Annotated in this window: 27 protein-coding genes, 1 tRNA gene and 1 pseudogene; 20 read left to right on the top strand and 9 right to left on the bottom strand. The window is 32.4% G+C overall.

The annotated features are described in order from the left end of the window. Positions 1–35: 35 nt before the first annotated feature. Positions 36–395, bottom strand: a complete 360-nt coding sequence (locus A9G47_RS12035; RefSeq protein ID WP_065566472.1) for a DUF4156 domain-containing protein — start codon at positions 393–395, stop codon at positions 36–38. A gap of 220 nt (positions 396–615) precedes the next feature. On the opposite strand from A9G47_RS12035, the gene A9G47_RS12030 reads away from it, so the two are divergent. Beyond that, positions 616–692 (top strand) — tRNA-Ile (locus tag A9G47_RS12030). Between the two features lie 611 nt (positions 693–1,303). On the opposite strand, the gene A9G47_RS12025 is transcribed toward A9G47_RS12030, so the two are convergent. Then, positions 1,304–1,768 (bottom strand): STY0301 family protein, encoded by a 465-nt coding sequence (locus tag A9G47_RS12025; RefSeq protein ID WP_065642990.1) that lies wholly within the window; start codon positions 1,766–1,768, stop codon positions 1,304–1,306. Between the two features lie 614 nt (positions 1,769–2,382). On the opposite strand from A9G47_RS12025, the gene A9G47_RS12020 reads away from it, so the two are divergent. From A9G47_RS12020 to A9G47_RS11960, 12 genes are all read left to right on the top strand, one after another. Beyond that, positions 2,383–2,742 carry a hypothetical protein gene (locus tag A9G47_RS12020; RefSeq protein ID WP_065642989.1) on the top strand — a complete coding sequence of 120 codons (360 nt, stop codon included), beginning with the start codon at positions 2,383–2,385 and terminating at the stop codon, positions 2,740–2,742. Positions 2,743–3,412: 670 nt separating this feature from the next. Next, positions 3,413–3,715, top strand: coding sequence for a hypothetical protein (locus A9G47_RS12010; protein WP_065566476.1), 303 nt, complete (start codon positions 3,413–3,415; stop codon positions 3,713–3,715). A gap of 365 nt (positions 3,716–4,080) precedes the next feature. Further along, positions 4,081–5,058: an HlyD family secretion protein gene (locus A9G47_RS12005; RefSeq protein WP_065642988.1), complete on the top strand. Its 978-nt coding sequence runs from the start codon at positions 4,081–4,083 to the stop codon at positions 5,056–5,058. A gap of 41 nt (positions 5,059–5,099) precedes the next feature. Continuing rightward, positions 5,100–6,260 carry an ABC transporter permease gene (locus A9G47_RS12000; protein WP_065642987.1) on the top strand — a complete coding sequence of 387 codons (1,161 nt, stop codon included), beginning with the start codon at positions 5,100–5,102 and terminating at the stop codon, positions 6,258–6,260. Beyond that, positions 6,257–7,447: an ABC transporter permease gene (locus A9G47_RS11995; protein WP_065642986.1), complete on the top strand. Its 1,191-nt coding sequence runs from the start codon at positions 6,257–6,259 to the stop codon at positions 7,445–7,447. Before A9G47_RS12000 ends, A9G47_RS11995 begins: the two co-directional genes overlap by 4 nt. 316 nt (positions 7,448–7,763) lie before the next feature. Beyond that, on the top strand, positions 7,764–8,483 hold the full coding sequence (locus A9G47_RS11990) for an epoxyqueuosine reductase QueH (RefSeq protein WP_065566245.1): 720 nt from the start codon (positions 7,764–7,766) through the stop codon (positions 8,481–8,483). A gap of 152 nt (positions 8,484–8,635) precedes the next feature. Continuing rightward, positions 8,636–9,253, top strand: a complete 618-nt coding sequence (locus tag A9G47_RS11985; RefSeq protein WP_065642985.1) for a CDP-alcohol phosphatidyltransferase family protein — start codon at positions 8,636–8,638, stop codon at positions 9,251–9,253. 3 nt (positions 9,254–9,256) lie between these two features. After that, positions 9,257–11,014, top strand: a complete 1,758-nt coding sequence (locus tag A9G47_RS11980; RefSeq protein ID WP_065642984.1) for a bifunctional alpha/beta hydrolase/class I SAM-dependent methyltransferase — start codon at positions 9,257–9,259, stop codon at positions 11,012–11,014. 6 nt (positions 11,015–11,020) lie between these two features. Beyond that, positions 11,021–12,343 carry a phosphatase PAP2/dual specificity phosphatase family protein gene (locus A9G47_RS11975; protein ID WP_065642983.1) on the top strand — a complete coding sequence of 441 codons (1,323 nt, stop codon included), beginning with the start codon at positions 11,021–11,023 and terminating at the stop codon, positions 12,341–12,343. A 2-nt stretch (positions 12,344–12,345) separates the two neighbouring features. Further along, on the top strand, positions 12,346–12,831 hold the full coding sequence (locus A9G47_RS11970) for a hypothetical protein (protein ID WP_065642982.1): 486 nt from the start codon (positions 12,346–12,348) through the stop codon (positions 12,829–12,831). A 65-nt stretch (positions 12,832–12,896) separates the two neighbouring features. Beyond that, the gene (locus A9G47_RS11965; RefSeq protein WP_065642981.1) at positions 12,897–13,835 is read left to right on the top strand and encodes a phosphatidate cytidylyltransferase; all 939 of its coding nucleotides are present in this window, start codon (positions 12,897–12,899) and stop codon (positions 13,833–13,835) included. A 136-nt stretch (positions 13,836–13,971) separates the two neighbouring features. Continuing rightward, positions 13,972–14,235, top strand: coding sequence for an HPr family phosphocarrier protein (locus A9G47_RS11960; RefSeq protein WP_034913021.1), 264 nt, complete (start codon positions 13,972–13,974; stop codon positions 14,233–14,235). A gap of 120 nt (positions 14,236–14,355) precedes the next feature. On the opposite strand, the gene A9G47_RS11955 is transcribed toward A9G47_RS11960, so the two are convergent. Further along, positions 14,356–15,717 carry an APC family permease gene (locus A9G47_RS11955; protein ID WP_065642980.1) on the bottom strand — a complete coding sequence of 454 codons (1,362 nt, stop codon included), beginning with the start codon at positions 15,715–15,717 and terminating at the stop codon, positions 14,356–14,358. 365 nt (positions 15,718–16,082) lie between these two features. Here A9G47_RS11955 and A9G47_RS11950 point away from each other — a divergent pair, with 365 nt between their 5' ends. Both A9G47_RS11950 and A9G47_RS11945 read left to right on the top strand, forming a co-directional pair. Next, the gene (locus A9G47_RS11950) at positions 16,083–16,517 is read left to right on the top strand and encodes a PTS sugar transporter subunit IIA (protein ID WP_065642979.1); all 435 of its coding nucleotides are present in this window, start codon (positions 16,083–16,085) and stop codon (positions 16,515–16,517) included. Then, positions 16,510–16,995: a PTS fructose transporter subunit IIB gene (locus tag A9G47_RS11945; protein WP_065642978.1), complete on the top strand. Its 486-nt coding sequence runs from the start codon at positions 16,510–16,512 to the stop codon at positions 16,993–16,995. Before A9G47_RS11950 ends, A9G47_RS11945 begins: the two co-directional genes overlap by 8 nt. A 4-nt stretch (positions 16,996–16,999) precedes the next feature. Here A9G47_RS11945 and A9G47_RS15090 read toward each other — a convergent pair whose 3' ends face one another. Continuing rightward, on the bottom strand, positions 17,000–17,107 hold the full coding sequence (locus tag A9G47_RS15090; RefSeq protein ID WP_081303672.1) for an integrase core domain-containing protein: 108 nt from the start codon (positions 17,105–17,107) through the stop codon (positions 17,000–17,002). A 61-nt stretch (positions 17,108–17,168) separates the two neighbouring features. On the opposite strand from A9G47_RS15090, the pseudogene A9G47_RS13700 reads away from it, so the two are divergent. The 5 genes and pseudogenes from A9G47_RS13700 to A9G47_RS11910 all read left to right on the top strand — a co-directional run bounded on the left by A9G47_RS13700 (position 17,169) and on the right by A9G47_RS11910 (position 21,036). Further along, positions 17,169–18,017 (top strand): annotated as a pseudogene (locus A9G47_RS13700) (integrase core domain-containing protein). A 243-nt stretch (positions 18,018–18,260) separates the two neighbouring features. Next, entirely contained in the window at positions 18,261–18,656 is a 396-nt protein-coding gene (locus tag A9G47_RS11925) for a DUF1161 domain-containing protein (RefSeq protein ID WP_065642975.1), read from the top strand. A gap of 127 nt (positions 18,657–18,783) precedes the next feature. After that, on the top strand, positions 18,784–19,455 hold the full coding sequence (locus A9G47_RS11920; protein WP_065642974.1) for an SMI1/KNR4 family protein: 672 nt from the start codon (positions 18,784–18,786) through the stop codon (positions 19,453–19,455). Positions 19,456–19,592: 137 nt separating this feature from the next. Further along, a complete protein-coding gene (locus A9G47_RS11915; protein WP_065567236.1) occupies positions 19,593–19,946 on the top strand; it encodes a hypothetical protein in 354 nt (117 codons plus the stop codon). A gap of 712 nt (positions 19,947–20,658) precedes the next feature. Further along, positions 20,659–21,036 carry a hypothetical protein gene (locus A9G47_RS11910; RefSeq protein WP_065580678.1) on the top strand — a complete coding sequence of 126 codons (378 nt, stop codon included), beginning with the start codon at positions 20,659–20,661 and terminating at the stop codon, positions 21,034–21,036. A gap of 162 nt (positions 21,037–21,198) precedes the next feature. Here A9G47_RS11910 and A9G47_RS11905 read toward each other — a convergent pair whose 3' ends face one another. From A9G47_RS11905 to A9G47_RS11885, 5 genes are all read right to left on the bottom strand, one after another. Continuing rightward, on the bottom strand, positions 21,199–21,651 hold the full coding sequence (locus A9G47_RS11905; protein WP_065580677.1) for a hypothetical protein: 453 nt from the start codon (positions 21,649–21,651) through the stop codon (positions 21,199–21,201). 41 nt (positions 21,652–21,692) lie between these two features. Then, positions 21,693–22,814 carry a hypothetical protein gene (locus tag A9G47_RS11900; RefSeq protein ID WP_065642973.1) on the bottom strand — a complete coding sequence of 374 codons (1,122 nt, stop codon included), beginning with the start codon at positions 22,812–22,814 and terminating at the stop codon, positions 21,693–21,695. A gap of 277 nt (positions 22,815–23,091) precedes the next feature. Then, positions 23,092–23,631, bottom strand: a complete 540-nt coding sequence (locus tag A9G47_RS11895; RefSeq protein WP_065642972.1) for a methylated-DNA--[protein]-cysteine S-methyltransferase — start codon at positions 23,629–23,631, stop codon at positions 23,092–23,094. 197 nt (positions 23,632–23,828) lie between these two features. Then, positions 23,829–24,596 carry a histidine phosphatase family protein gene (locus A9G47_RS11890; protein WP_081303659.1) on the bottom strand — a complete coding sequence of 256 codons (768 nt, stop codon included), beginning with the start codon at positions 24,594–24,596 and terminating at the stop codon, positions 23,829–23,831. 12 nt (positions 24,597–24,608) lie between these two features. Continuing rightward, positions 24,609–25,937, bottom strand: a complete 1,329-nt coding sequence (locus A9G47_RS11885; protein WP_065567241.1) for an OprD family outer membrane porin — start codon at positions 25,935–25,937, stop codon at positions 24,609–24,611. Between the last annotated feature and the right edge of the window lie 245 nt (positions 25,938–26,182).

Below are 26,182 nucleotides of genomic sequence, written 5' to 3'. Positions count from 1 at the left end.
GAAAGGTAAGACCTCCCTTTTTTAATTAACTAGCCCTATTTGCAACTATATACTTCACCAACCATAACCGCATCTGTTGGTGCAATATCCGAAATATATTGCATGGAAGTATCTTGCGCATTATAAATCACATTACCACCCATCGTAGCCGCTTTGTTCATAAGTTCTGATGCCGCATCGCGAATAAGTTCACTATGTGTTTTAAGTCCAGAAAAGAAACTGCTACGACGCCCCTCTGTTTTCCCCAAAAACTGGCAAGAATCTGCAGGCTTAGTATCAATAAATTGGACTTGGCGACCAGCAGCAGTCGGTTGATATTTATCGCTACTACACGCACTTAAAAGCAAAGTTGCTAATATTACAACACCAACAAATACTGATTTTTTGATAGACATAATATTTCCTTAGCCAATATAATAAAAAATAATAATGAACCAAGTTATTGTATCAGTTTCATTAAGCAAAAAATATTAGTAATTAAGCGAGAGGAAAACTTTATAAACACATTTCAGATTAAGAAATAATCAAACTAACCTGGTTTATTAATTAATTATAGCAAATTAGATTTAACTCTATTATAATCGCAACCCTACTAACTTAGTAGCACGCCGAAATGGCCCCTTAGCTCAGTTGGTCAGAGCAGTCGACTCATAATCGATTGGTCACTGGTTCAAGTCCAGTAGGGGCCACCATTATATGATTTATCTAATTTTTATATTTAATAAACAAGGGCGTTTATGACTATGCCACTAAATATTATTGATATGTTTTTATTATCGCTGATTGTTTTTTGGTGGGTGTATTTGGCTGTTTTTGTATTGAGTATAATTATCGTTTTTGCATGTAAAAATAAATTTTTAAAGTTTATCTGTACAATATTAGCAATAGTACTATTTTGCAGTTATATTTCTCTTTATTATCTTTCGTCGTTTTATACTTATTTTAAGCTTTTTTGATAAGCATTTATGTCCCTTGAAGAAATAACAGTTTTAGCCTTATTGAGTTGTTATCCTTTTCTTCTTGCAATTATCTGTTTAGTTTAATTATTTCTAACTTTTAGCCTCTTAGAAACTCAGATTTAGCTTTCTGTCTCATTATGTTGCGCTTGCCATTAACAAAAAAATGGCGTTTAATAAAGCGCTTTAATACAGATAAAACATCGTTTTTCACCGCTTGCTATATTAATTTTGTTTAATGAGCTGATATTTTTCTACATTCAAATTTGATTTTGCATTTTTCGGGAAATAGTTTATAGCTTGTCACTCGACTAATCTTTTACTACGAGTGAAAATTAGTTATAGGCTTAATGAATTTCTTGTAATTCACTCGTGCTGCATTTAAATACAATTTGAGGATTATCGAATTGATCTTTTGAACTAGTCATCCAGCAGCTTTTCATTGATGGATCGATTTTCTTTATTAATTGCACTTCGTCGCTATTATAGCCACAGCTAATCCAGTTACCCTCATTATCATAAATGGTATTAACACTCCAAGTCGACTCATATTTTTTGCCATCAATAATACCTACTTCAGGTTTTAATTGAATTAATTTAACAGGTTTATCGGAATAAATACCTGCGACATTAAGTACTTTACGCTCATTTCTTTTTTCTGAAACTTCCCAACCATCAGGAGCACTATCAATATCAAATTGAGCAGATTTAACTTTCACCGCTATTGGACAAGTAATTTCATAGGCATTAGCAGTGTGCAAAGCGCCAATTAAAACCAAAGAGGCAACACCTATCTTTAGTATTTTTTCCATTGATAAATCCTTATTAAAATATTGGCATAAATCATCATTTAATTTTATGTTAGATTGCAATTATGCAAAGATCATAAGTGTTGTCAAGCATATAGAATTTAACTCTATAATTATGTATGGTAATTGTTATGGGCATAAGCATAGGAACAAGTAAGATAAAATTTACAATATTTTGGAATGGCAACTCATTTGCAAACAAAAAATTAAGAGAGAAGCGATTTGTTAAATTCTACAGGAGGAGAATAGCCTGACAATATGAACCTAATTTCTTAATGCCCTCTAAGTAGTTATATAAGGTAACCAGAATAACGATATTGGTTTGCATTTAGGATGCCATTTCCCATTTGCAACTGTTTAAGCTTTTTGTGTAATGCAAACAGATTATTTTCTTCTGGTTGTGATGATCTGTAGGTTTGAATGAGACACTTTGCTTGATTTATTTAGTGATCTAAAGTGCAGGGATGCCAGATCATATTCTTCGGCTAAATTACTGTGTGATTTTTTTTTGCAGATAAAGTTTAACCATTTTTGATTTTACCTTATCCTGATCCTTAAAAAAATTGTATGATATCTAATAATTTTAACAAAAATGGATAAGCAAGGATAAAAGTAAGGTGCTAACAATAAATAATCAGGCTATTAAGACTCTATATGGTGAAGTATATGGAAGAGATGCCTTTATTCTAAAAAATGTCATATTAGATATGTATCCTCTGGAACTAGAGGTAGTAACTTCTCTTGATTTATCTTTTTGTCAATTAAATAATGGGCTAAGTGGTGAAGTTTTAGTTTATTTTAAGTTCAAAGATATAAAAAGTTTAACGATTACGATGATTGATGAATCAAAATATCAACTGGTAAAAAAATCTTGTTTTGATAAAGTATTTGATACCGAATGTGATGAACATTATATCTTAAGTACTTATGATCATGTGTTTGATGTAATTGGTCAATGTGAAGTATGTTATAAGTAGTTATGAACGTTTAGGATGGCGTTTAAATCGTTCAGCTTTACTTATCTGCTATTTATTTGATAAAGCTAGTATGTTTAGATTTAATTGCGATTTTTTACTCAGTTTTGTTTTGGGCTCTACAATAAATAATAGTTGTAGAGAATTAAAAATAGTAAACGTTTTTGTAATTGAGAAAAAGATCTATCCCATTATCCAAATAAAGTAATCAATAAGTTATGGTCACTTTCTACTTAATTCTAACCAACTTTACAAGTTTATTTATATGAGAAAAATTATTGCTATTATACACTATGTGATTTACTTAGCCGGTATGTTTATCTTATTAGTTATGGGTTCTAGCAAATACGATTGGATGCAAGAAATGGATAATACCATGACTAAATTGCCAAAAGATAGCTCCGGTAATATAGGTCTAGTAATGGCAATCTTGGGGCTAATACTAGTTATAATGCAGGCTTTTCGTTTCAAACTGACTCACAGCCATGTTGAAAGGAAAATGATTGTTGTGCTAACGTTACTTGGATCCATTATTGGGTTGATTATATGTAGTTGATGACTAATTTGCTAGAATTCGCAATAATCTAAAGATTGAAAAATGTAGTAGAGCAAACTTTTACCTTAACATAATAAAATACTAACCTTTGGGTAGTAAACTGCTGGGTGCTTTTAGATGGATAATATTTTAATCAAAAATTTACTTTCCGCTATTGAAAAAGGTAAAGTCAGGGGATGTGATGAAATAAAGGAAATAAATGGAGAGCGCTATTTTTTTCAATATGCATTGAAAAAGAAAAGCGGATTTTATAGCACTTACCTTTTTTATATCATTGAAAGTAAGATGGACGTTATAGAGGATTATGGCATTGAGCAAATTAAACAATTCTCTGATATTATTGATGCTGTTAATTATTTTAAATCACTTGGTGTTAATATTGAGCAATTTTCGTCGATAAAAGGAAATTTGCCTTTTTAATCAAAATCAAAAATAGTAATAGAGTAGTGTTGTTATTATCATGTAGATCTATACCTTTACTGTTGAAATAGCTAAAATAAAGCTTTAGATATCGCAAATTATTGTCCGAAAGCTTAGCGTTGCATTTATATTTAGATGGCTAGTTTTTAGTGTATTATGATTCAATGTCTTTTCAATAAATAAATTTTAAAGTTAATAATTCAGCCTTCACTAAGAATAAATATTTTCAAAAATCATTCCAAATATGAAAAACACCGTGTTCCATATAAAGTCACATTTTATTGCGTATTTTAATATTTGGCTTTATATTATGCCTCTAGTAACTCTATTTTAGTTTTTCGCTAATCATTTATAAGCACAATTTTATGCATAAAAAACGCCTTTCTTTGATTGTAGCAATCATGGCTGTTATTGTCATGGTTATAATTATATATTTTGTAAATCAACCTAATACCATTATATTACAAGGTGAGGTTGAATCTAACCGTGTTGATGTGGCGGCTAGAGTACAAGGTCGAGTTATTCAATTTAATTATGATGTTGGAGATAATGTTAAACAGGGTGATATTCTTCTTAATCTTTCAAATCCAGCATTATTAGCGCAGTTAGCGACATCTGAAGCCCAATTAAAAGTGGCAATGGCAAGTCGAGATAATACTTATAGTACTAGACCAGAAACAATTGATCTGCAAAAAGCACAGTTAGATAAAGCGAAATCTGATTTATTATTAGCGCAAACCAGTTATGAGCGAATTAATCGCTTAGTTAAAAATGGAACGGTTTCCAAACAAAATTACGATGAATCGTTTAACCAATATCAAGCGGCTATTAAAGCACATGAAGCAGCTAAAGCTAACCTAGCATTAGCCGAAAATGGTAGCAGTGTAGAACAGAAAAAATTAGCCGATGTACAGGTTGAACAATCAAAGGCAGCGCTTGAGCAAGTCAACGCTGATGTAAATGAATTAACTTTAGTTTCTCCAATTAATGGTCAAATTACAACTCGTGTTGCCGAAGTAGGGCAATTATATAGCCCTGGAACTCCACTTTATTCTATCATTGATTTGAATGATATTTGGTTTACCTTTAATATTCGTGAAGATTTATTAGGCGATCTTAAAGTCGGTGATACGTTCAAGGTAAAGGTACCAGCATTAAATAATCAAGTCATTGATGTTAAAGTAACTGTCTTAAATGCTTTAGGACAATATGCCAATTGGCAAGCGACTAAAGCGACGGGTGACTTTGATTTAAAAACCTTTGAAATGCGCGCCAAACCAATTAATCAAGTGTCTGGTCTCCGTCCTGGAATGAGCGTTACCACCAAATGGCAATCTCGTTAACATAATAATGTGGAGATTTTACACAAAAGGGAACGGCATTAATGGCTAATTCGCTATTAAAAGTGATTATATGGGAACTGCATAAATTAATTAAACAGCGTTTTTTGTTTTTGTTGGTTTTCATCTATCCTTTATTGTTTATTTTTTTGTTTTTTTATATGTACCATGCAGGAGTGATTACTCAGGTACCAATAGCTGTTGTTGATCAGGATACAACATCATCATCACGTCTATTGATTCAACAAGTTGCCGCTTCACCTCAGTTACAGGTTGCTAAACGCTACCAAGATCTTTCGTCTGCTAAGCATGCCTTGATTAAAGGTGATGTTTATGCGGTACTTTTTATTCAACCTAAATTTGAAAAAGATCTTATTGCAGGCCATCAACCAGAAGTAGTGGCTTTTTATAATAATCAGTATATGTCGGCAGGCACGATTATTTTTCGAGCGATGAGCTCTGCGTTAAAAACAGCTAATAGTCAAATAGTATTGCAACAACTACAAGAAAAAGGGGTTGCTGCGCCAGTTGCGCAAAAACAAATGCAAACTGTTCCAACGAGTTTACATCCATTATATAACCCAACATTAAATTACTTGTATACCTTGATTAGTGGCATAATTCCTACCATTTTGCAGATAATTATTATGCTAGCAATGGTTACTAGTGTTACCCGAGATCGGTTTGATGTAACAAGTTATCAAAAAATATTCCAATTAGCTAATCATAATATTTTTATTTTTTTATTGGGGCGAATCTTTCCTTATTTTTGTTATTTTTTATTTTGCCTAATTTTATTTGATGCAATTTTAATAATTTATTTTAATTTACCGCTCAATGGGCAGTTTATATTGCTTTTGATTGGTGATATAGGATTTATTTTAACATCTTGTTTATACGGCATTTTTTTTGGCTTGACAGGCTCAACATTGGCGCAAGCTTATGGTACTGCAAGTTTAGTTGCATCACCAGGTTTTGGTTTTACAGGACTTATTTTTCCTCGTATTGCGATGAACATTTTTGCTTCTATTTGGGGCGCTTTATTACCCGTGACATGGTACATACAAATTCGGCTAGATCAAACACTTAGAGCTCCAAATATGATAACATCATTAGAGCCATTTTTTTATTTATTGATTCAATTTAGTGTTATGGCAATTCTGATCTCTTTTCATTTACGAAAGATTCGTAGGCGGTTAATATGATTAAATCTTTGCTATTAATTTCCTATGACGAATTAAAGCGTATTTTCCAAACTAAGGCGATCGCAAGTGTCATGTTTATTGGGATCTTTCTTTATTTCTTCTTTTATCCGCAACCTTATTTACATGAAGCGATAAGAGATGTACCAATTGCTGTGATCGACCAAGATAATACCAATTATAGTCGAGAGCTAATAAGGCAAATGGATGCGAATAAATCGATAAAAATAGATTTACATATTGCGGATTTGCAAACGGCTAAATCACTTATTGAGCAACGTAAAATCTATGGGGCATTACTTATCCCATATCGCTTTCAGCAGCATATCTTAGAAGGGGCTCCTAGTCCTGTTATATATTATGGTGATGCAAGCTATATTTTAATTTATAGTAATGTTGCAACAGCTATTAATACTGTTGCTGGTGATTTTGGTGCTAAAATTTCAATTTCACGGAAAATAGCACAAGGCACAGATCCTGCGATAGCCACTAATAATACCGCACCTTTTAATACGCAGTTAATTAGTTTATTTAATCCACAATCGGGGTATGCGACGTATATTATTCCTGCTGCTTTTATTTTGATTTTATACCAAACATTACTTATTGGTAGCACGTTGTGTCGTTTATTTAGTAAAAATTCAGAATTTGAAATAAAGTTTATTCAGCAGCAAAGTCACGCAGCATCATCTGCATTACTATTACTTTCTGGTAAGTTATTAACTTATTTAGCGCTTTATTTGATCTATTTTATTATTTATACCGTATTTGCTAACTATTGGTATGATTTACCAAGGCTAGGTCACGTTTTAGTTTCTTTATCATTTATAATTCCCTTTATTTTGTCTACGGCATTATTCGGTAAAGTTGTATCGCATTTTGTTCATACAGTCAGCGATGTGTTTTGCTTAATTATACCGTCAAGTATGATTATATTTTTTATGACAGGATTGTCTTGGCCCAAAGAATTAATGCCTTATTTGTTTCATCTGATTGGTGATATATTTCCAGCCGTTCCCGCTATAGTCGGTTCGGTAAAAATTAATCAAATGGGCGCAAACTTTTCCGAATTTAGCCAACAATATTGGCATTTATGGATATTAACTATTGTCTATTTCTGTATCGCTTTTATTTTAGAAAAGCGGTACGTGCAAAAGGCAATGATAGCAAATGCTAGTAAAGAAAGTTAAATACTGTCATATATCCGTTTTATCATATTTATTCGACGTATTAACAAAATTGATTTAACTATTTTTATTATATTTTGTAAAAAATATTCAGTTTTCTATACCATTTGGTTATTTACAAATGATCTATTATTGCAATTTTTTAAATTAAATTATTTGTGGTCATATCAATTAATTTGTTTTTTGGCAAAATCTTTTAAGTAAATTATACATTTCAATATAAAGATTTAACTATTGATCTTGTGTCGCAATATATATATCTATATCATAGCGCGCCATAAAGACTTTATTCATCAAAATAACAAATAAAAGAGTCCTCATGTTAATCAATGCTAAAAATATTCTAGAAAAATTAAATCCACATAATAAAGTAAATTACGATTCTGTATTAAAAGAGGTGATAGCTCATTGGCAATCTAAATCGGTGCGGCCTAAATTATTGATTCATAGTTGCTGTGCACCTTGTAGTACCTATGTTTTAGAGTACTTAGCGCAGTACGCAGATATTACTATTTATTTTGCTAATTCAAACATTCATCCTCGAGTTGAATATGAGCATCGTAGTATGGTACAACAAAAATTTATTGCTGATTTTAATCAAAAAACAGGTAATAACGTACAATTTTTAGAAGCACCTTATCAGCCAGCAGAATTTATTAAGAAAGTTAGCCATTTACGTGATGCTCCAGAAGGTGGCGAGCGTTGTCATATTTGTTACAAAATGCGTTTAGACTTAGCTGCGATTAAAGCCCAAGAATTGGGATTTGATTATTTTGCTAGTGCATTAACGCTTAGTCCTAAAAAAAATAGTCAAAAAATTAATGATCTTGGATTTGAAATTCAAGAGCTTTTTTCAGTAAATTATCTTCCTTCTGATTTTAAAAAGAATAATGGTTATAAGCGTTCGGTTGAGCTTTGCAAAGAGTATGATGTATATCGGCAATGTTATTGTGGTTGCATTTTTGCTGCCAAAGCGCAAGGTGTTGATTTAAAAAATGTGATAGCTATCGCTAAGCAAGGATTAGAAAAGGGGATTTAGCTATTTGATTAGATTATTAAAAATAAACTGAAAGTATGATTAGTTCATTAAAGCCTATATGGCTAAATTGAATTAATCATTATATAGTCACAATATTATGGTATAGTTTATAAAAATTAATCGTAGTTATGCATTTATAATAAGGATTAGTCGTGTTGTCGATTTATCAATTAAAACCTAAATTCCAAGCATTTCTTCGACCTTATGCCGATTATCTTTATAGTGCCAATATAACCGCTAATCAGGTAACACTAATGGCGTGTTTTGGATCAATTTTAATCGCTTTTATTGTTGGTCGATTTGCCGCTTATCAATGGATTTTTGGTCTTATTCCAATATGGATGTTTATCCGTATGGCGCTTAATGCTATTGACGGTATGTTAGCAAGAGAATATAACCAAAAATCAAATTTAGGGGCTTATTTGAATGAGATTTGTGATGTGGTTTCGGATTGTGCGTTGCTATTAATCTTTACGCAAATAAATCAAGTCGATACTATTTTGGTGATAGTCATTGTTTTGTTATCATTTTTAACGGAGTATGTTGGCGTGTTAGGTCTGATGGTTGGTTGCGCTCGACGTTATGATGGACCAATGGGTAAAAGTGATCGTGCTTTTGCGTTTAGTCTAATTAGTTTGGGGATTGCTACCTATTTATTGCCGCTTGATTGGCTCAATATACTATTGTTGCTTATTACCTTTTTGCTATTAATTACTGTGATTAATAGAGTCAGAAAGGGATTACAAAAATCAAAAAATAACAAGGTATAAGTTATGCGTGAACAGCAAGAAAAAACATTTATTAGTCATGATGGCTGTCAATTATTTTACCGTTATTGGCCAGCAGTTGATAGTGACAGCAATGCTAAGCCTTCGCGAGCAATTGTTCTTTTTCATCGTGGTCATGAACACTCTGGGCGAGTTGCTCATCTAGCTGATGAGTTAAATCTACCCAATTATCAAATTTTTGCTTGGGATGCGAGAGGTAATGGGCAATCGGAGGGTGAACGTGGTGATGCTCCTAATTTTGCGACTTTAATTAAAGATGCAAACTGTTTTATTGAGCATATTATGCATGAGTATGATATATGCCAAGAAGATATTGCTATTATAGCCCAAAGTGTAGGGGCGGTTATCGCTTCAGCATGGGTACATGATTATGTGCCAAATATTCGTGCCTTAGTACTTGGTTCGCCAGCTTTTGACATAAAATTATATGTACCATTAGCTGTGCCAGGTTTAAAATTACTGTATAACTTGAAAGGTAACTTTTTTGTTAATAGTTATGTAAAACCTAAATTGCTGACACATGATGCTGAGCGAGCACAATCTTTCACAGAAGATCCATTAATAACACGACCAATATCAGTACGCTTACTTTTGGATTTATATGCAGTATCCGATCGCATTGTTAAAGATGCAAATGCGATAACGGTACCAACACAGTTATTAGTTTCTGGTTCAGATTATGTCGTTAAGCGTAAACAACAAAAACTGTTTTACAATAATTTAGGTACAGAACAAAAAGAATTTCATATATTACCTGGGTTTTATCATGATACTTTTGGTGAAAAAGATCGTAAATTAGCAATTGATTATGCAAGACGATTTATTATTGGTTGTTTTGCTAATCAACCATGCGTGCCATTATTAACCAATGCTGATTTAATGGGATACACAAGGCAAGAGGCTGATAATTTAACATTGCCGCCATCAGGTTGGATTAAGCCTTTATATTGGCGATTTATTAAAGCTAATTTAAAATATGCAAGTAAACTCTCAGATGGGATCAAACTAGGATTTGATACTGGATTTGATTCGGGCAGTACACTTGATTATGTTTATCGTAATGAACCATCAGGAACATCAAAACTAGGACGTTTTTTTGATTATATCTATCTTCAATCGATTGGTTGGCGAGGCATTCGGCAACGTAAAGAACATCTTGAAGAACTATTAAAATTAGCTATCAATAAATTACACGAACAGAACCATTCTGTGAATATTGTTGATATAGCAGCAGGGCACGGGCGTTATATTTTAGAAACGGTTAATCAAATTGCCAACAAACCTAATTCTGTATTATTACGAGATTACAGCGATATTAATGTACAAAAAGGCAGAGCATTAATAGAAGAAAAAGGCTTAACGGCTATAGCGCGTTTTGAAAAAGGAGACGCCTTTAATCGACAGCAATTAGCCCAATTGTCACCTAATCCCACATTAGCTGTGGTTTCGGGATTATATGAGCTATTTAGTGATAATCAGATGTTACGTGATTCTTTAGCAGGGCTCGCTGAGTCTATTCCTGAAGGAGGATATTTAATTTATACCAACCAGCCATGGCATCCACAGCTAGAGTTTATTGCAAGAGCTTTAACATCTCATCAAGATGGAAAGCCATGGATTATGCGCAGGCGTACGCAACTGGAAATGGATCAATTGGTTGCATCGGCTGGTTTTAGAAAAATAACCATGCGTATTGATCAATGGGGCATTTTTACAGTATCACTTGCACAACGAATGAAATAATTAGTCATGGCTAGCGTAACATGGCGGTTTAATAAGCTGATTACTTATAAATTAATATGGTTAATAAGTTTGACCGTGTTCTTTTTTACTAGCTATAATTTTGCAAACTGGTTTACTTCTACACGTAACGATGTCGGAAGTATCGTTTTTGAATGGGAAAGATCAATTCCTTTATGGCCTTGGTCTATCATACCTTATTGGTCGATAGACTGTATGTATGGGCTTGCAATTTTGCTGGCTAGTTCTTATCGAACACTAAAAATTCTTTGTTTTCGTCTTTTATCTGCTCAGATTATTTGCATAGCTTGCTTTTTGATCTTTCCGCTAAAGTATTCTTTTGAGCGCCCTGTATTAGATGGATTATCGGGGCTATTATTTGATATTTTAATGGGATTTGATAAACCTTTTAATCAAGCACCATCGCTTCATATTCCCTTATTGGTTATTTTATGGCAATTTTACGCCCGTTATTTTCGAGGAATATGGCGCTATATTTTGCATATTTGGTGTTTATTGATCGGTTTATCAGTATTAACCACTTGGCAACATCATTTCTTTGACATCCCAACAGGGCTTTGGGTAGGGTGCTTTTGTGTTTGGTTATGGCCAGACAATCATTTATCGCCAATAACAAACGATCAATTACCTAAACAATATGTGTGGGGTAGCGCCTATTTTTTACTGTTTTTATTGTCGTTTTGTTCTGCTATCTACTTTTCTTCTTGGGCATTATGGTTATTATGGGTTTCAGGTGCATTTTTATTGGTTTCCCTCAATTATTTATTATTTGGCGCAGCAGGATTTCAAAAACAGACTAATGGTCACTTTAATTTAGCTGTTACTATTTTATATTTGCCTTATTTTATTATTATGTGGGTTAATTCACGATTATGGACATTTAAAAATAATCCAACGGATTTGATTGCTGATAATGTCTATTTAGGTCGTATACCGTCTAATAAGACATTACAAGCCAATCAGTTTACGTCGATTGTAGATCTTTGTGCTGAATTACCAATAGCTCAATTTAATGGCCATTATAAATTGATTCCAGTATTGGATATGACACCACTTACCGTGGATGAGTGTCAACAAGTAGCCGAAATTATTGAACAATATCATAAGCAAGGCAAATTATTAGTCTGTTGTGCGTTGGGGTATTCACGCAGTGCTACGGCAATTATTGCTTGGTTATTAATGACCCAAAGAGTAACTAGCTTAAATGAGGCTATAGCTAAGGTAAAATTATATCGTCATAACGTGGTTATTACGGCTAAACAACAATTAATTTTGTCGAATTGGTATGCAAAAATAACAAGAAGAGAATAAATATGTTAAATCACGATGATGCAGGAATAACAACAAAAACAGCAACAGTTAGTCAAACATCGTTGGTGACATTTTGTAGTATACTCTCTATCAGCTTACCTATCGGTATATTTTCGTTACTATTAACCATTATCGCTTTACTTTTTGCGTTGATAACAAGTGGAATGATTAATAGTAGTTTATTATCAACTATTTTTTATTTTCTGGCCTTTATTATGGGAATAGTGGGTATTTATTATGCATTACGGATCAAATTTGACAAAAAGTTATTTGATTATTTAGCTACCTGCAATGAATGCTTAATCAATACACTTATTGATTTAGATAATGCATTAATGGACTTTCATTTAATTAAATCTAAGCCATTAGCAACACGAACTATTACCGAGCGTCAACAAGGAACCTTAAAGCTAGTTAAACAACAAATCATTGTGCTAGTAATACAAATCATGTTGTTAATAGGCGCATGGGTTAGTGGCCTTATCTAATTATGTTAACAAGCGTTTAGCTAAAATGTACCGTCATATTAAACAAGTAATAAAGGAAAACAACAATGTCTAATTATCAAAAAGATACTTTATTATTGTTTATTGGTATCGGTATTTTACTTGTGATGGCTTCTATTATTGGTTGGTTATTAAAAAAACGGCTGAATAGCCCTAATAAAGTCATCGATAACCTGAATACTCGCATCAATGCATGGTGGGTAATGGTGGCAATTATTGGTATGGCTTTTTTAATAGGAAAATTAGCTGTTATTTTTTTATTCTTTGTCGCATCTGGCATTGCATTACGCGAATTTCTCAGTTTAACTCCTGTTAATCGTTATGATTTTTATGTCTTGATATTTGCTTATTGTATCGCTTTACCCGTGCAATATATTTTAGTGGCTATATCATGGTATGGATTGTTTAGTATTTTTATTCCTGTTTATGGTTTTTTATTATTAGCGATATTGGCAACAATAACTGGCTCAACAGATAATTTTTTAGCACGAACCGCTGAAGTGCAATGGGGGGTAATGATTACGGTTTATAGTATTTCTTGCGTACCAGCACTATTAACATTACCTATTGATAATTATCAAGATCGTAACCTTTTGTTAATTGCTTATTTAGTATTAGTTGTTGAACTTTCTGATGTATTGCAATATATATTTGGTAAATTGTTTGGCAAACGCAAAATTAGCCCGAATTTATCACCATCTAAAACTATGGAAGGATTTATTGGTGGAATATTATCAGCAAGCTTACTAGGTGCTTGCTTATTTTGGATAACCCCTTTTAGCTTTATACAAGCTGGTTTAATTTCATTTATGCTTACGTTACTAGGTTTTCTGGGGGGATTGGTTATGTCAGCCATTAAGCGTGATAGAGGTGTAAAAGATTGGGGAAAGCTAATCGGTGGTCATGGTGGTGTGCTTGATCGTCTTGATTCTGTCTGTTTTACTGCACCTATCTTTTTTCACGTTATGCGCTATTTTTGGGTATAACCTGATGTTAACTGTAGATAACCAAGCAGTTTAGATAAATTAAAAAATATACACGTAAAAAAAGAGCAAAACAGTTTAATTTATGATATAAATACAAGTATTGTATTAACATTAAGATAGAAATAAGGACTTTATTATGCTAAAAGAGCAAATGGTAGTTAAAAATTCAACGGGCTTACATGCTCGCCCAGTTACAACACTCGTTAAATTAGCCGGTCGCTATAAATCATCAATTGAGCTTGTTTATAATGACAAAGCAATTAAATTGAAAAGCATGATGGGATTACTTGGTGCTGGTGTTAAAGGTGGCTCAACCGTTGAAATCATTTGTGATGGTGAAGATGAACAAGCAGCAATGGATGAAATTCGTGAATTATTTGCTACTGGTTTTGGTGAGTAATTAACTGAGTTAATCAGGTTAATACCAAATACTTCATTATTCCGTCGACTAAGGTCGACGGAATCATTTTTAAAAAAGACGTAACTAAACTTTTAAGTAGACCTATTTAAAAAGATTAAATTAATCTTTAATGATTGAATTCAATTCATTAGGATCAATTGATGGTAATAATTTAGTAAAACCTCGGGTTAGATAAATTAAATAAATAAACCCGATAGCTAACCAAACTAATCCAACAATCATAGCTGTTGCATCAAGGCTTGTCCATAACCACAAAGAAAGTAGAACTCCAATACTTGGTAATAACCCATATTTAAATAGTACAGCGGCTGTTTTTGTCTTGATGTCACTTAAATAGCTTTTAATTACACACAAATTAACAAAAGTAAATGCAACTAAAGCGCCAAAACTAATCATAGAAACAACTAAACTAAGCTCTAATACTAATGATAGTAATGAAAAACAAGCAACAAAGATAATTGATAAATAAGGCGTTCTAAAACGTGGATGAATTCTATAGAAGATCTGTTTTGGTAACACACCTTCACGCCCCATTGCATAAAAAATTCTAGAGACACTGGTTTGTGCTGTCATTGCTGAGGCGAAAACACCAGTTAAATAGGCCGCTTGAAAGAAGTTATACATAAAGTTTCCACCTAGTTGGCTCATATCACCAACACGGCGAACGACATCTAAACTTGCAGTATCTTTATTATCTATAAAATCAGTCCATTCAGGATAAGCTAAATGCGCACAATACGAAACAATTAAGAATATGCAACCAGCAATAAGAACTGTCCATATAATGGCTCTTGGTAGCGATTTTTGTGCATCATTAGACTCTTCAGCTAAAGTGGCAATGGCGTCAAAGCCTAAGAAAGCAAGGCATAATATTGCTGCTCCTGACATCAAGCCGCTAAAATCACCAGCATTGACTTGTAAAGGTTTTATCATTGCTTCTGGCGTTAAATTAATATTAGTCAATGTTAAAAAGATAAATAACCCAATAAATATCATTTGTACGATAATTAAGGTGAAATTTACTGAATTAATTAATTTAATCCCTAGGTAATTTAAAAAACTAACACTAAGCAATGATGCCAGTACAAATACATGGGCGGGAATGCTTGGAAACGCTTCGTTAAGATAAATACCAAGTACCAAATAATTTAATATTGGTAAAAACAAATAATCAAGAATTTGTGCCCAACCCACCAAAAATCCAACTTTTCCACCAAAAGTACGTTGTACATAGGAATAAGCAGAACCAGCAATGGGCAATTTATTTGCCATTCGGCAATAGCTCAAGGCTGTAAAAAAGATCATTGCAAGGGTGATGATATAGGCTATAGGTAAGTGTCCATTGCTGGCAACAGTGACTTCCCCATAAGTGGTAAAGATCCCCAAAGGAACCATATAAGCTAAACCAAATGCAATTAATGCAGGTGTGGTTAAAACTCGTTTCATTTTTATTGCGGACATGATTAACTTTACTCCTCTGTCCCAAAAAACAATAAAAAACTACTAAGTATAGTTTTGCCTTTTTACCCGCTGAAAGCGGCAAGGAATTCTGCCACATTATAATAATTATGCAAGCTAATTTTTAGTAAAAATTATTAAAGCGTGTAGATTATAAGCTTTAAACCATGTCACTAGTTATTTTAGGTTAATTAAATTCAAATTGCTTGGTTAAAGCTTAAGTTTCAATTTTCATATTTGTGATCGATATCTAATATTTGCTAGGCAAAATCCATGTGAGTGTATATAAATTATTGTATATTAAATTTACAGTATAGAGCGAAAACTAAGCCATTGCGGAAACCTATTATCAAAAAGAGGATCTATCTATGTTATCCATTCCTGTTTTATCGGTTGATTTAACTCGTGATATTGTCAATCAAAAATCAGCAGTGATTAATTTAATGGCTGAAACTAGCCAAGCATATTTAACTGATGTCAAAATCTTTTTTGAAGATGTAATGATTCATGAACAAGAGATGGAAACGGATGTGTTGCCAGATGTCGCTTTACCTCACGCTAAAAGCATTGCGGTTAAAATGCCCTTTATAGTTGTTGGAAAATATATTGATGGCATTATTTGGAATAATGGCAACAAAGTAAAATTAGTCATTTTGATTGGTGCACCAGAAAATGCTAATAAAGAACACTTAGCCATTATTGCTAAATTAGCATCTAATCTAGCTGATGATGATTTTATTCAAGATTTACTTAAAATTGATATTCAATCTGTAGCAAATAAGATTCGAGGTCTATATGAATAAAAAGAAGATTGTTGCAATTTGTGCTTGTACAGCAGGCATGGCACATACTTATATTGCTAAACAAAAAATTGAAAATGAAGCGAAGAAGCGTGGCTGGGATTATAAAGTTGAAACTCAAGGTGCGGCAGGTATTGAAAATTCATTAACAGAACAAGATCTTAAACAGGCTGATGTCATTATATTAGCCTCTGATATTTCAATTGAAAATGCCGATAGGCTTGAACCGTATAAAAATATTATTAAAGTTAGTACGGGTGAAGCGGTTAAAAATACTGTCCATATTTTTGATAATGCCGAAATAATGTCGACCAAAGTAGTTAAAGATAGCATTGGAACTGAAATATTTAGAGCATTAAATATGGGGATTAGCAAATTTTTACCTGTAATTATCGCATCAGGAATCATTTTCTCTATTGTATTAATGGCTGGTGATGTGACTAATTGTAAATACCCCAAACTTAGTACACAACTCACGTAGAAAATCATGCTGCTTGTTTTAGTGTTTTATACTCAATCGGTGTCATGTTATTTAATGCCTCATGCGGTCTTTCGGTGTTATAAATCGTTAACCATTCTTCAGTTGTAACTATCCCCTAAAATAGCACAGCAAAAAAGTAGAAAATTCTCTATGATAAAAGAAAAGGGGATTTAATGATGAAAAAAATGACTGAACATCAAATCGTCGCTATTTTAAAAGAAGCTGAAGCGGGTATTCCCGTTAAAGAGTTGTACCGTAAATATGGCATGGGTAATTCAACTTTTTATAAATGGCGGGAAAAATATGGCGGTATGGAAACTTCAGACATCAAACGTCTAAAAGAACTCGAATCGGAAAACCGCAAGCTTAAGCAGATGTTTGCCGAACTGAGCTTAAAATCCCAGCTTCAGGAAGAAATCATAAAAAAGCTTTAGTGCCCACAAAGGCACGTAAAACGTGGGCACAGCAACTACAACAAAATCATTCAGTTACTATTGCTATGAGCTGTGCCATTGTAGGCTTAAGCCGTTGTGCTTACTATTACCAACCTAAGTTTCAGGCTGATTCCGTGATTATTTCGGTGTTGAATACTGTCACAGACCGGCATTTACGCTGGGGCTTTCCTAAATGTTTTAATCGTATCAGAAAGCTGAGATATCAATAGAACCATAAACCTGTTTATCGGGTGTATTGTGAATTAAAGCTTAATCTCAGGGTAAAGCGTAAAAAACGCATTCCTCCACGATGTCCGGAAAGGTTATTAGTCCCCAATAAACAAGGTGAATGTTGGTCAATGGATTTTATGAGTGATAGAACCCGGTAGCCTTTATCAAAATGGCTATATTGAACGATTTAATCGTACCTATCGTACTGAAGTACTCGATTTATATCTTTTTAACAACTTAGCGCAAGCAAGGAGAATAACTGAAGAATGGTTAACGATTTATAACACCGAAAGACCGCATGAGGCATTAAATAACATGACACCGATTGAGTATAAAACACTAAAACAAGCAGCATGATTTTCTACGTGAGTTGTGTAATAAGTTTGGGGTATTTACATTTACAATGCGTAAACAACATAGGAAAATCCAACAGATGAAATCTTTTTAAATAAGGTTAATAAAATATAAGATTTTTTAGATTTATTCTAGTCAACTAGGCTCTTGCTAGAAAATAATTGAATAAAAATATACGGTTTATCTATTTATCTAATAGGTTATAATACCCATACTAATCAAACTACATAAAAAGGAATGAAAGGAATGAAAAAAATAATTGGTATATTTTTACTTGGATTGCCTATGTTGTCTTTGGCATCAAATTGTGATGAAGTGAGTGGCAAGATTGCTGAAAAAATTAAAAACAACGGTGTTGAACAGTCTAAATTTCAATTGAAACTCGTGCCAACCGATCAATCGCAACAACAGCATGAAGGAAAACTCGTTGGATTTTGTGATAATGGACAAAAGAATATCTTTTATGTACGTTTAGATGGTGTATCAACAAAATCCTCTAAATCTACAAATAAAAAGGTAAATAATAAATCGACAAAAACAAAAGTAAAAGTAACAGACCAAAATGCTGAACTACCTGAGTTAAAAATAGATACGTCAGTACCAAGCCCAAAAACACAAACAATACCTGTCATAGTAAAGTAATAGCAAAATATAATAGTGCAAATTAATTTTAATGTGCACTATTATATTTTATTGGCACAAATCATATTAACACTTTTAACATGTAGGCGTGCCAGTCTTTATATTAAGCAGTATTTCAGGAGTTAGAGTGTTTAAATCAAAATATAGTGTTCCTAAAAATATAGATAAACGCATTTCAGCGTTAAAATTAAAAATATCTTCAAGCAATGCTTATATTGATTTTTTGAACAAATATAATGTTGTTGTTTTTGATAATGAAGCCAATATTGACTACTGTATTGAGTGTGAGGGCGAATCATTGCCATTAGAGGTCATTTTGGGCTTTTCAAAGGAAGATAGAGAAGATTTATTGGCTACCAACGATGGTTATTTAAATAGGATACCTGAGGATTATTTTGCCGTAGCAACGCTTAATTACGGCGATTTGCTTTGCTTAAGCCCAAATGGCGAAGTTTATTATTGGGATCATGAAGTGAATGATCTTTATTTTGATATGTCTGTAAAAGGCGGTTATCTAGAACAAAATACTAATCTGAAGTTTGTTGCGAATTCGTTTGATGCATTTTTATCAATGATTATTAAAAGTGAAGCCGAGGACGATTATGATCCTGATGAAGATGAATATAATAATCCTAACATTCCTTTTCCTGATGAAACATTAGGTTTTTGGTTGGTATATCCTAAAGTTTTTTTTGGTTTACCAAAAAATATGATTGCTATTTATCTTAAAAAACTAGCGCTTTCTGAAAAAGGGCGTGAAGTGCTTGCTAAATTTAAAGAAGAAGGGCTTTTGGGATAATTGTTAAATTTATTAGCTTGATCTTGCCTAAAATGGCGAATTAATCACTTAGAAATAGCACATATCCCTCTTAACAAAGTTAGTTGAGCTTGTGTGTTTTTTTAACATGGCTTTCTAAGATATATGATGAGTAATAAATGAAAAAATCATACTTTGTAACATACGGTAGTGATAAATCTAAAGAAGAAATAAGTGAATTTTTGCATAGTCAATTAGATATAACTTGCTGTGAACATGATAGTTTTTATTTTGGCGTGTACTTTTCTTACTCTGGAACTTATGCGGATAAATTGACTATTAAAGATAATTATATTTCACTATCCAATGAGTGGTTGAATGAAGAATATAAACAGTTCAATACACTGATTGAAGCTTCTTTTATCAATGGAAAAAATGTTGATAAGCTAGATAAATATAACACATTAAAAAAGCAGTTTAATCAATTCAGTGTGTTATTGATTATTAGTGATAAATGCATTGAGGAGGATTAATTGCCACTAAATATAGTGAAAATATCAAACCTAAATTAGGTAAATGTTGGGAATTAAGTCTCTATTCAGATAAATATTAATACGCAAGTTTACGTAATGTTTGCCTAAAATGGTACAGCTAAAAGTAGAATATCTTTAATGGTAGAAATAATAGCAATGGTAGAAATAATAGCGGATTTAGTTGTGAAAAAATGACAGAACACCAAATTATATCCATATTAAAAGAAGTCCAAGTAAGGATTTTTGTTAAAGCATTGGAAATCTAGATGCTAATTATATAAGGATCATACAAGAGTCATTTTTGATAATTGCCATATTTTGTTGATTTTGTATACCCGATACGTTTACTACCAAGGTTAACAATATCATTTTATCCATTATGTAAATTAGCTATACCTAAATCTTTTTTCCATTTACTCATCAATTTTACGTTAAAGATTTTATTTATTTCTTTTGGGATTTATATTTTTATAAAAAATATTCAGGATTCTATACCGTTTGAGTGCGAAACTAATTGATTACATCAAATTTGATGTTAATAATCTCAATCAAGCAAGAAGCATAACCGAAGAATGGCGAATCATTTATAATACCTAAATGTCTTATAAGGGTTTAGATAGTATGACATCTTTATCATGAAGAAATATTAATTTATGCAATTTACTAGTGTAATAGATGTTGATAACAGAGAGATTAAAATCGTATTGCCAAAATGAAAATTACTTTAAAAAATAGAATAGACAAGCGTTTAGTTGAGTTTGAATCTGACTTAGGTTATGGTGTTGCTATTTGGGGGGGAAATAAACCATTATTAAACGTGGCTTATCATGTTGAATTAGATATTAACGATTTTTTTCAATGGGGTAGAAATATAACACTTGAAAAAAAACATGAAGCTTACATCAATTTAATTGATAACAACATCGTGTTTAATGCAAAAGTAATATCTTGTGAAGATAAAGGGGTTTTAGTTTTGTCAGTTGCAAATGATATTGTTTTTATAGAAACATCTGACACATGTGAAGTTGGCGCTTATGTCTCATTTTTTACTACGCCTGATAAAGTGATATTACATCCAATAGAACTGTAATATTTAAATAATTATGCCAGTGAGTTTGGCTGATCCATTTTGCTTGCTTCATCTTATTCGTCATTGCGAACTTTGGTCAGCGTAATAACCCAAAGTTTATTAACAGAATTTAAAATTAATAGATTAGGTAATATGTTAATGGCTGGTTAACGAATTTTAAATTTAAAAAATCTCCACTGTTAATGTGTTTGATATCAATACTGGCGGTAAATTAGCATTTTGATAAATTATTGTGCTTCCACTGTAGAACAGTATTTCGATTTGTCCTATATCATCTATATGGTTTACTGTATACTTTGGTAATGATTGAATGATATTAGAGGATAACAAATCATTAAAATTGGTTTTCATTATTCCATTTTTATCATCAATAGCTATATCACTCAAGGCTTGTTTATCCTCTGATAAGTTAAGTAGTTCGTAGTTATTATCCCCTTTTTTGGATATGCCTATTTCGATATCAAAAATCCCTATTTTAGCCGTGTATAAAATTGCTGATTTCATTGTTTCTATTTGGCAATGATGAAGCAAAGACTCTCTTTTTAAACAAGGTAAGCTTTTTAAAAAACCGCCATTATTAATGATATCAATAAGATCAATATGTAATGTTTTCATCTTTATAATATATATCTTACACTAAGTTGTAGCCATTTAAATTAATCATCATCATATACATAGCCATCAATTATTTTACCTTTATACCATACCATATTTTTATAGAGTATATTATCCTCATCAATGTAGTGGGGATTATCAAAATGAATATTATTTCTTTTTAGCAAACAATTATTATATTCATTGTCATTGCATTGCCTGTCTTGGTTGGTATCAATATTTTTTAACAGACAGCTGTTTTTTATATGGATATATTGGTGTTTTTTATAATGGTAGATGCTTTGTATTGTTGTCAAAATCTTTTGTTGTTTTTCATTATAATCGTAACAATCTTTTTGGCCCGTAGCTGTGCTATCTTTTGAGTTAAAATAGATATTACTGCCCCATAAGTTTGTTGCAACAAATTTACCATTGACATTAATATAGTAATCTTCGTTATCTCCTAATCTAGACTGTGAAGGATATTTTTTAATGGCTAAATCAAGTTGGCCATCAAAATTGATATCTTTTAACTCAATACTATTAAAGTAATTGTAGCTATAATTTAAATTTCTTATTTTTTGTAGTAATTGGTGGTTATTTTTGGCATAAACATTAATACCAACCAGTCTAATTTTTTCTTGTTTTTTTTTCGATAATACCGCAGTAAAGTAGGCTTTATCTGATGAATCAGATTGTAATAATTCTAAATGATTAAATTCATCCTCTTTTTTATTACTTATTTCAAATTGCTTTTGTAAAGTTACCGTATATTGTTGGTTTTTCTTGCCATCAAACCAATAACCCATCAAATTCTGGCCAAAAATTTTTGGCGCCTTGTTCTGTTCTGCCCATATATGATTAAATTTAAAATAACTGATTGAGTCTTTAAGCTTTATTTGGTTAGTATTGTTATCGATATAAATATCGGTATCATCATAAAGCGTTAAATCAGTTTGCTTGCTTACATTATCGCATGAGCTAATAAACTTACAATCAGAGGATAATGGGTGTTGTATTTGTTTATGATCATCTTTATCAACCCAAAAAGCATTGATAAAATTGCTGTCTGAATATAACGTTATTTCTTTATTGGCAATATGGCCTTTGTAAACATAGGTTGAACCTAATACAGGAGAAGAGAGTATTAAAAGTAAAACAAGTGGTATATTTTTAATTTTCATTATTCCCTATCCGTAGGTATTATTTTAAATTTGAGTGGGTTAAATAATTAATTTCTATAGCTAAGATCATTATTTAATCGCTTTAATTAGTCATGTTTACGAGTTTGAGTATAAACTAATTAAGCCATTTTTTTAATATCAAATGAACTCAATCTTTTAAAAAGAGTACATCGAAAAATTTATTTCATATCAAGAAACTTCAGGTAGTGTCATATCTCAGTATCAAAATAAGTGTTTTAAAAAACAATGAATATTAAGGTAGTGCAATTTTTATTCTCTAAATGGCGGTACTTTTAGTTGGAAGATGAAATTGAGAGGTATCTATACCTTCGTATTTAAGTAGGACTATTTTTTTATCGATCCCGCCTGCATATCCTGTTAAGTTGCCATTTGCACCGATAACTCGATGGCAGGGAATAATGATTGATATGGGGTTATGACCAACAGCACCGCCCACAGCTTGGCTTGACATGCTTGCTTGGTGGTTTTGTAACGCTATCTGTTTTGCAATGTCGCCGTAAGTAACAACCTCACCATAGGGAATTTTGCATAAAATTTCCCATACTAAATGACGAAAAGGTGTACCTTTGGGCGCAAGTTCTAGTCTATTTAGATTCGGTCTTTTCCCTAAAAAATAATCATCAAGCCATTTTTGGGTAGAATTAAAAATGGGTAAATTAGGCTTTTCTTCTTTTTGTGCAGTTATCATATCACCAAAATATTTTTGTCCTTCAATCCATGCTCCAACAAGTTTATCTTGCTGGCTGGCTAGGGTAATATGCCCCATTGGTGATGAATATTGGCATACATAAAACATATTAGCCTCCTTAATGCCTGATAAAAATCATGGCAAATTATGCTTGTTTATGGTGATAAATACTACAAATTTATTTAATAATATTGCGAATAAATGGCAATGAAAAATATGGCTCATTAGTGAGCCATATATTGTAAAGCTATTTAGCCTAAAGTTTTTGGCTGAAGTTATTTAAACTGAAGTTGCTTAGGATAAAGTTAGTTAGTCTGATTTTTACCTTTTTCGACGTAGCTCATATCACCTAAACTTTCGACAATAAATTTTCCATCATCTGTATAGCGAATTTTAGTAACACTAGCATTACCTAAACCTTCAGTAATCGGTTTATCTAACCATTCTTCAACCATTGTCATGATTGCTAGCCCATGTGATACCACTAGCACGTTACCACCACCTTGCGCTTTGGCTGATTCAGCAATCGTTTTTAATGCTTCTTGCATACGTGTTTTGACTTTATTATAATTTTCAGCTCCGCCAGACTTTTCGACAACAGCGATAGCATCAAGCATCTTGTTAAGTTTGATGTTGCCTTTTGCCATATCTGCCATAAGATCTTTATCTGAGGCATAACCTAAATGTTTGGCTGCAGGGTTCCACATATTAGGATCGAGATCACCTTCAAAATCGCCAAAACAGGTTTCGCGTAATCCTTCCATTTCATTAATATTAATTGTTGTATCGCCTTTAGATTCTAAAACAATACGGGCGGTTTGGCGTGCTCGTCCTAAATCGCTTGAATAGGCGCTTATAAATTTGACATTTTTTAGACCTCGCCCTAGCTGTTCGGCAACTTCAACCCCAGGTTTTGTTAGTGGCGTATCAGACCAACCTTGAACACGGTGCACATTATTGAACATGGTTTTGCCATGACGTGTGACATAAAGATAAACGTCATCAGCAAAAGCTTGTGATACACTTAATATCGAAATTATTACTGTAGTGATTGATATAATAAATTTTTTCATTTTTTTCCTCATTTATAATAAGTTAAATCGGTAATCAATAACGGTTTCTGCCGAAAGTGTAGGTGAGCGCTGGTATTTCCCATGTCTAAGTTTTGGCGTAATATCTGATGCGCTCACTGTTTTATAAGACCATCCATATCCCACTTTAGATAAAATAGAAAGGTTTTTAAACATGCCACTGGTTGGTTTCCATATATCAAAAATGTTTATTTCGCCATTTTTTAATGTATTGTGTTTATAGTTAAATTGTCCATAATTCATATATAAACCTGTACTATTATCTTTAACAAAATCGTAACTCATTACGGTGGTTAGCACGAGCTCCCCGTCTCGCATATAATCTGCGCCTGCAGCCGCAAGGCCATTAAAACGCGCCCGCGTATTTTTGCCTAAATGTCGATTATAATGGCCTAAAGCATTGTGTTTATTGGCGTCGGTATAAGCCAATCCAACTTTGACACTCCAATCTTGCTCTTTCCATTCAACATCAGTTGCATAATGCCAAGCATGATCTTCAAACTCTTTTTTGTTTTGTTTCATCGCATTATAATTATCAAGTGCATAGCTACCATAGAATTGTCCGCCTAAAATAAGTTTTTGTATTGGCTTATAGGATAATTCAATTGCATGGCGTCTTAGGTAATCTTTGGCAACGCCATAAGAATAATCTAAAGTGATATTTTTATCTTTGTAAGCAATTTCTGCTGTGGAAATATTATTAATGACTTTTTTACGGTCATTCGTTAAAAAATGTAGTTTTTTAGAGGATTCTCGTGGTAGGGTGCTATTTATATAAGCTAATGAAAAGTAAATATTATCATATTTAAAAATACCACTATAACCAAGATAACTATTCCGAGTCAGATGCTGAGTTGAGCTAATTACACCTAAATCTTTCAGACTATGCCAACCTGCTTTACCATTGAAATTAACGGCGTCATTGCCCAGCTTAACTTTTGCATAACGTTGGGTAAATTTATTAAAGCCGTGGGCATGGTGTTTGTTATAGCTTTTACCATCATTATACAATAAATTCCGGGTCGCAAAATAATCGCTCGCACCTAACTTAATTATATTGCTATATGTTACATCAAAACCAATTGTATCAAGTAAATAGCCTGATTTATAATCAAAAGTAAATGCTTGCCCCCAAGCACTATGAACTTCTTTGGGTTGGGCTGCATTTTCTTTTAAATACTTCCAGTGATTACGAGTTGAAAAATCAAATTTAGAATCTTTAAAAAATGCATTATCTAAGATTGAGTTATTGATGGTTTCATTTGCAAATGTGGAACAACTTGATATCCCTATTAACATCATTATTAGATATTTTATTTTCATTGTTATTTTCCTAACTTATTTTTATATTTAAAAAAAACTAAATGCTAAATCGGAGAACAATGCTCTAATTAATATTTAGATTTTGCCTGCTAAAAAAAGCAGTGACAATCCAACATGTTAAAGTTCAATTTTTTATTAATGTTGTTTTATAGTAATTATGATTAATAATATATTTTTATTCTTCTATTAGGCTAATTGTTTGTCTAGCTACATATTGCGATATTGTTATTGGGATAAGTAGGGAA

It is taken from the genome of Gilliamella sp. WF3-4 (genome assembly GCF_001690275.1).
GTDB lineage: Bacteria > Pseudomonadota > Gammaproteobacteria > Enterobacterales > Orbaceae > Gilliamella > Gilliamella apicola_C.
This window is presented reverse-complemented; position numbering and strand designations above follow the sequence as displayed.

Excerpts from the sequence above, each read along its gene's own strand:
- A9G47_RS12035 (WP_065566472.1), bottom strand. The coding sequence starts at position 395 with ATGTCTATCAAAAAATCAGTATTTGTTGGTGTTGTAATATTAGCAACT.
- A9G47_RS12025 (WP_065642990.1), bottom strand. The coding sequence starts at position 1,768 with ATGGAAAAAATACTAAAGATAGGTGTTGCCTCTTTGGTTTTAATTGGC.
- A9G47_RS12010 (WP_065566476.1), top strand. The coding sequence starts at position 3,413 with ATGGATAATATTTTAATCAAAAATTTACTTTCCGCTATTGAAAAAGGT.
- A9G47_RS12005 (WP_065642988.1), top strand. The coding sequence starts at position 4,081 with ATGCATAAAAAACGCCTTTCTTTGATTGTAGCAATCATGGCTGTTATT.
- A9G47_RS12000 (WP_065642987.1), top strand. The coding sequence starts at position 5,100 with ATGGCTAATTCGCTATTAAAAGTGATTATATGGGAACTGCATAAATTA.
- A9G47_RS11995 (WP_065642986.1), top strand. The coding sequence starts at position 6,257 with ATGATTAAATCTTTGCTATTAATTTCCTATGACGAATTAAAGCGTATT.
- A9G47_RS11990 (WP_065566245.1), top strand. The coding sequence starts at position 7,764 with ATGTTAATCAATGCTAAAAATATTCTAGAAAAATTAAATCCACATAAT.
- A9G47_RS11980 (WP_065642984.1), top strand. The coding sequence starts at position 9,257 with ATGCGTGAACAGCAAGAAAAAACATTTATTAGTCATGATGGCTGTCAA.
- A9G47_RS11975 (WP_065642983.1), top strand. The coding sequence starts at position 11,021 with ATGGCTAGCGTAACATGGCGGTTTAATAAGCTGATTACTTATAAATTA.
- A9G47_RS11970 (WP_065642982.1), top strand. The coding sequence starts at position 12,346 with ATGTTAAATCACGATGATGCAGGAATAACAACAAAAACAGCAACAGTT.
- A9G47_RS11965 (WP_065642981.1), top strand. The coding sequence starts at position 12,897 with ATGTCTAATTATCAAAAAGATACTTTATTATTGTTTATTGGTATCGGT.
- A9G47_RS11960 (WP_034913021.1), top strand. The coding sequence starts at position 13,972 with ATGCTAAAAGAGCAAATGGTAGTTAAAAATTCAACGGGCTTACATGCT.
- A9G47_RS11955 (WP_065642980.1), bottom strand. The coding sequence starts at position 15,717 with ATGTCCGCAATAAAAATGAAACGAGTTTTAACCACACCTGCATTAATT.
- A9G47_RS11950 (WP_065642979.1), top strand. The coding sequence starts at position 16,083 with ATGTTATCCATTCCTGTTTTATCGGTTGATTTAACTCGTGATATTGTC.
- A9G47_RS11945 (WP_065642978.1), top strand. The coding sequence starts at position 16,510 with ATGAATAAAAAGAAGATTGTTGCAATTTGTGCTTGTACAGCAGGCATG.
- A9G47_RS11925 (WP_065642975.1), top strand. The coding sequence starts at position 18,261 with ATGAAAAAAATAATTGGTATATTTTTACTTGGATTGCCTATGTTGTCT.
- A9G47_RS11915 (WP_065567236.1), top strand. The coding sequence starts at position 19,593 with ATGAAAAAATCATACTTTGTAACATACGGTAGTGATAAATCTAAAGAA.
- A9G47_RS11910 (WP_065580678.1), top strand. The coding sequence starts at position 20,659 with ATGAAAATTACTTTAAAAAATAGAATAGACAAGCGTTTAGTTGAGTTT.
- A9G47_RS11905 (WP_065580677.1), bottom strand. The coding sequence starts at position 21,651 with ATGAAAACATTACATATTGATCTTATTGATATCATTAATAATGGCGGT.
- A9G47_RS11900 (WP_065642973.1), bottom strand. The coding sequence starts at position 22,814 with ATGAAAATTAAAAATATACCACTTGTTTTACTTTTAATACTCTCTTCT.
- A9G47_RS11895 (WP_065642972.1), bottom strand. The coding sequence starts at position 23,631 with ATGTTTTATGTATGCCAATATTCATCACCAATGGGGCATATTACCCTA.
- A9G47_RS11890 (WP_081303659.1), bottom strand. The coding sequence starts at position 24,596 with ATGAAAAAATTTATTATATCAATCACTACAGTAATAATTTCGATATTA.
- A9G47_RS11885 (WP_065567241.1), bottom strand. The coding sequence starts at position 25,937 with ATGAAAATAAAATATCTAATAATGATGTTAATAGGGATATCAAGTTGT.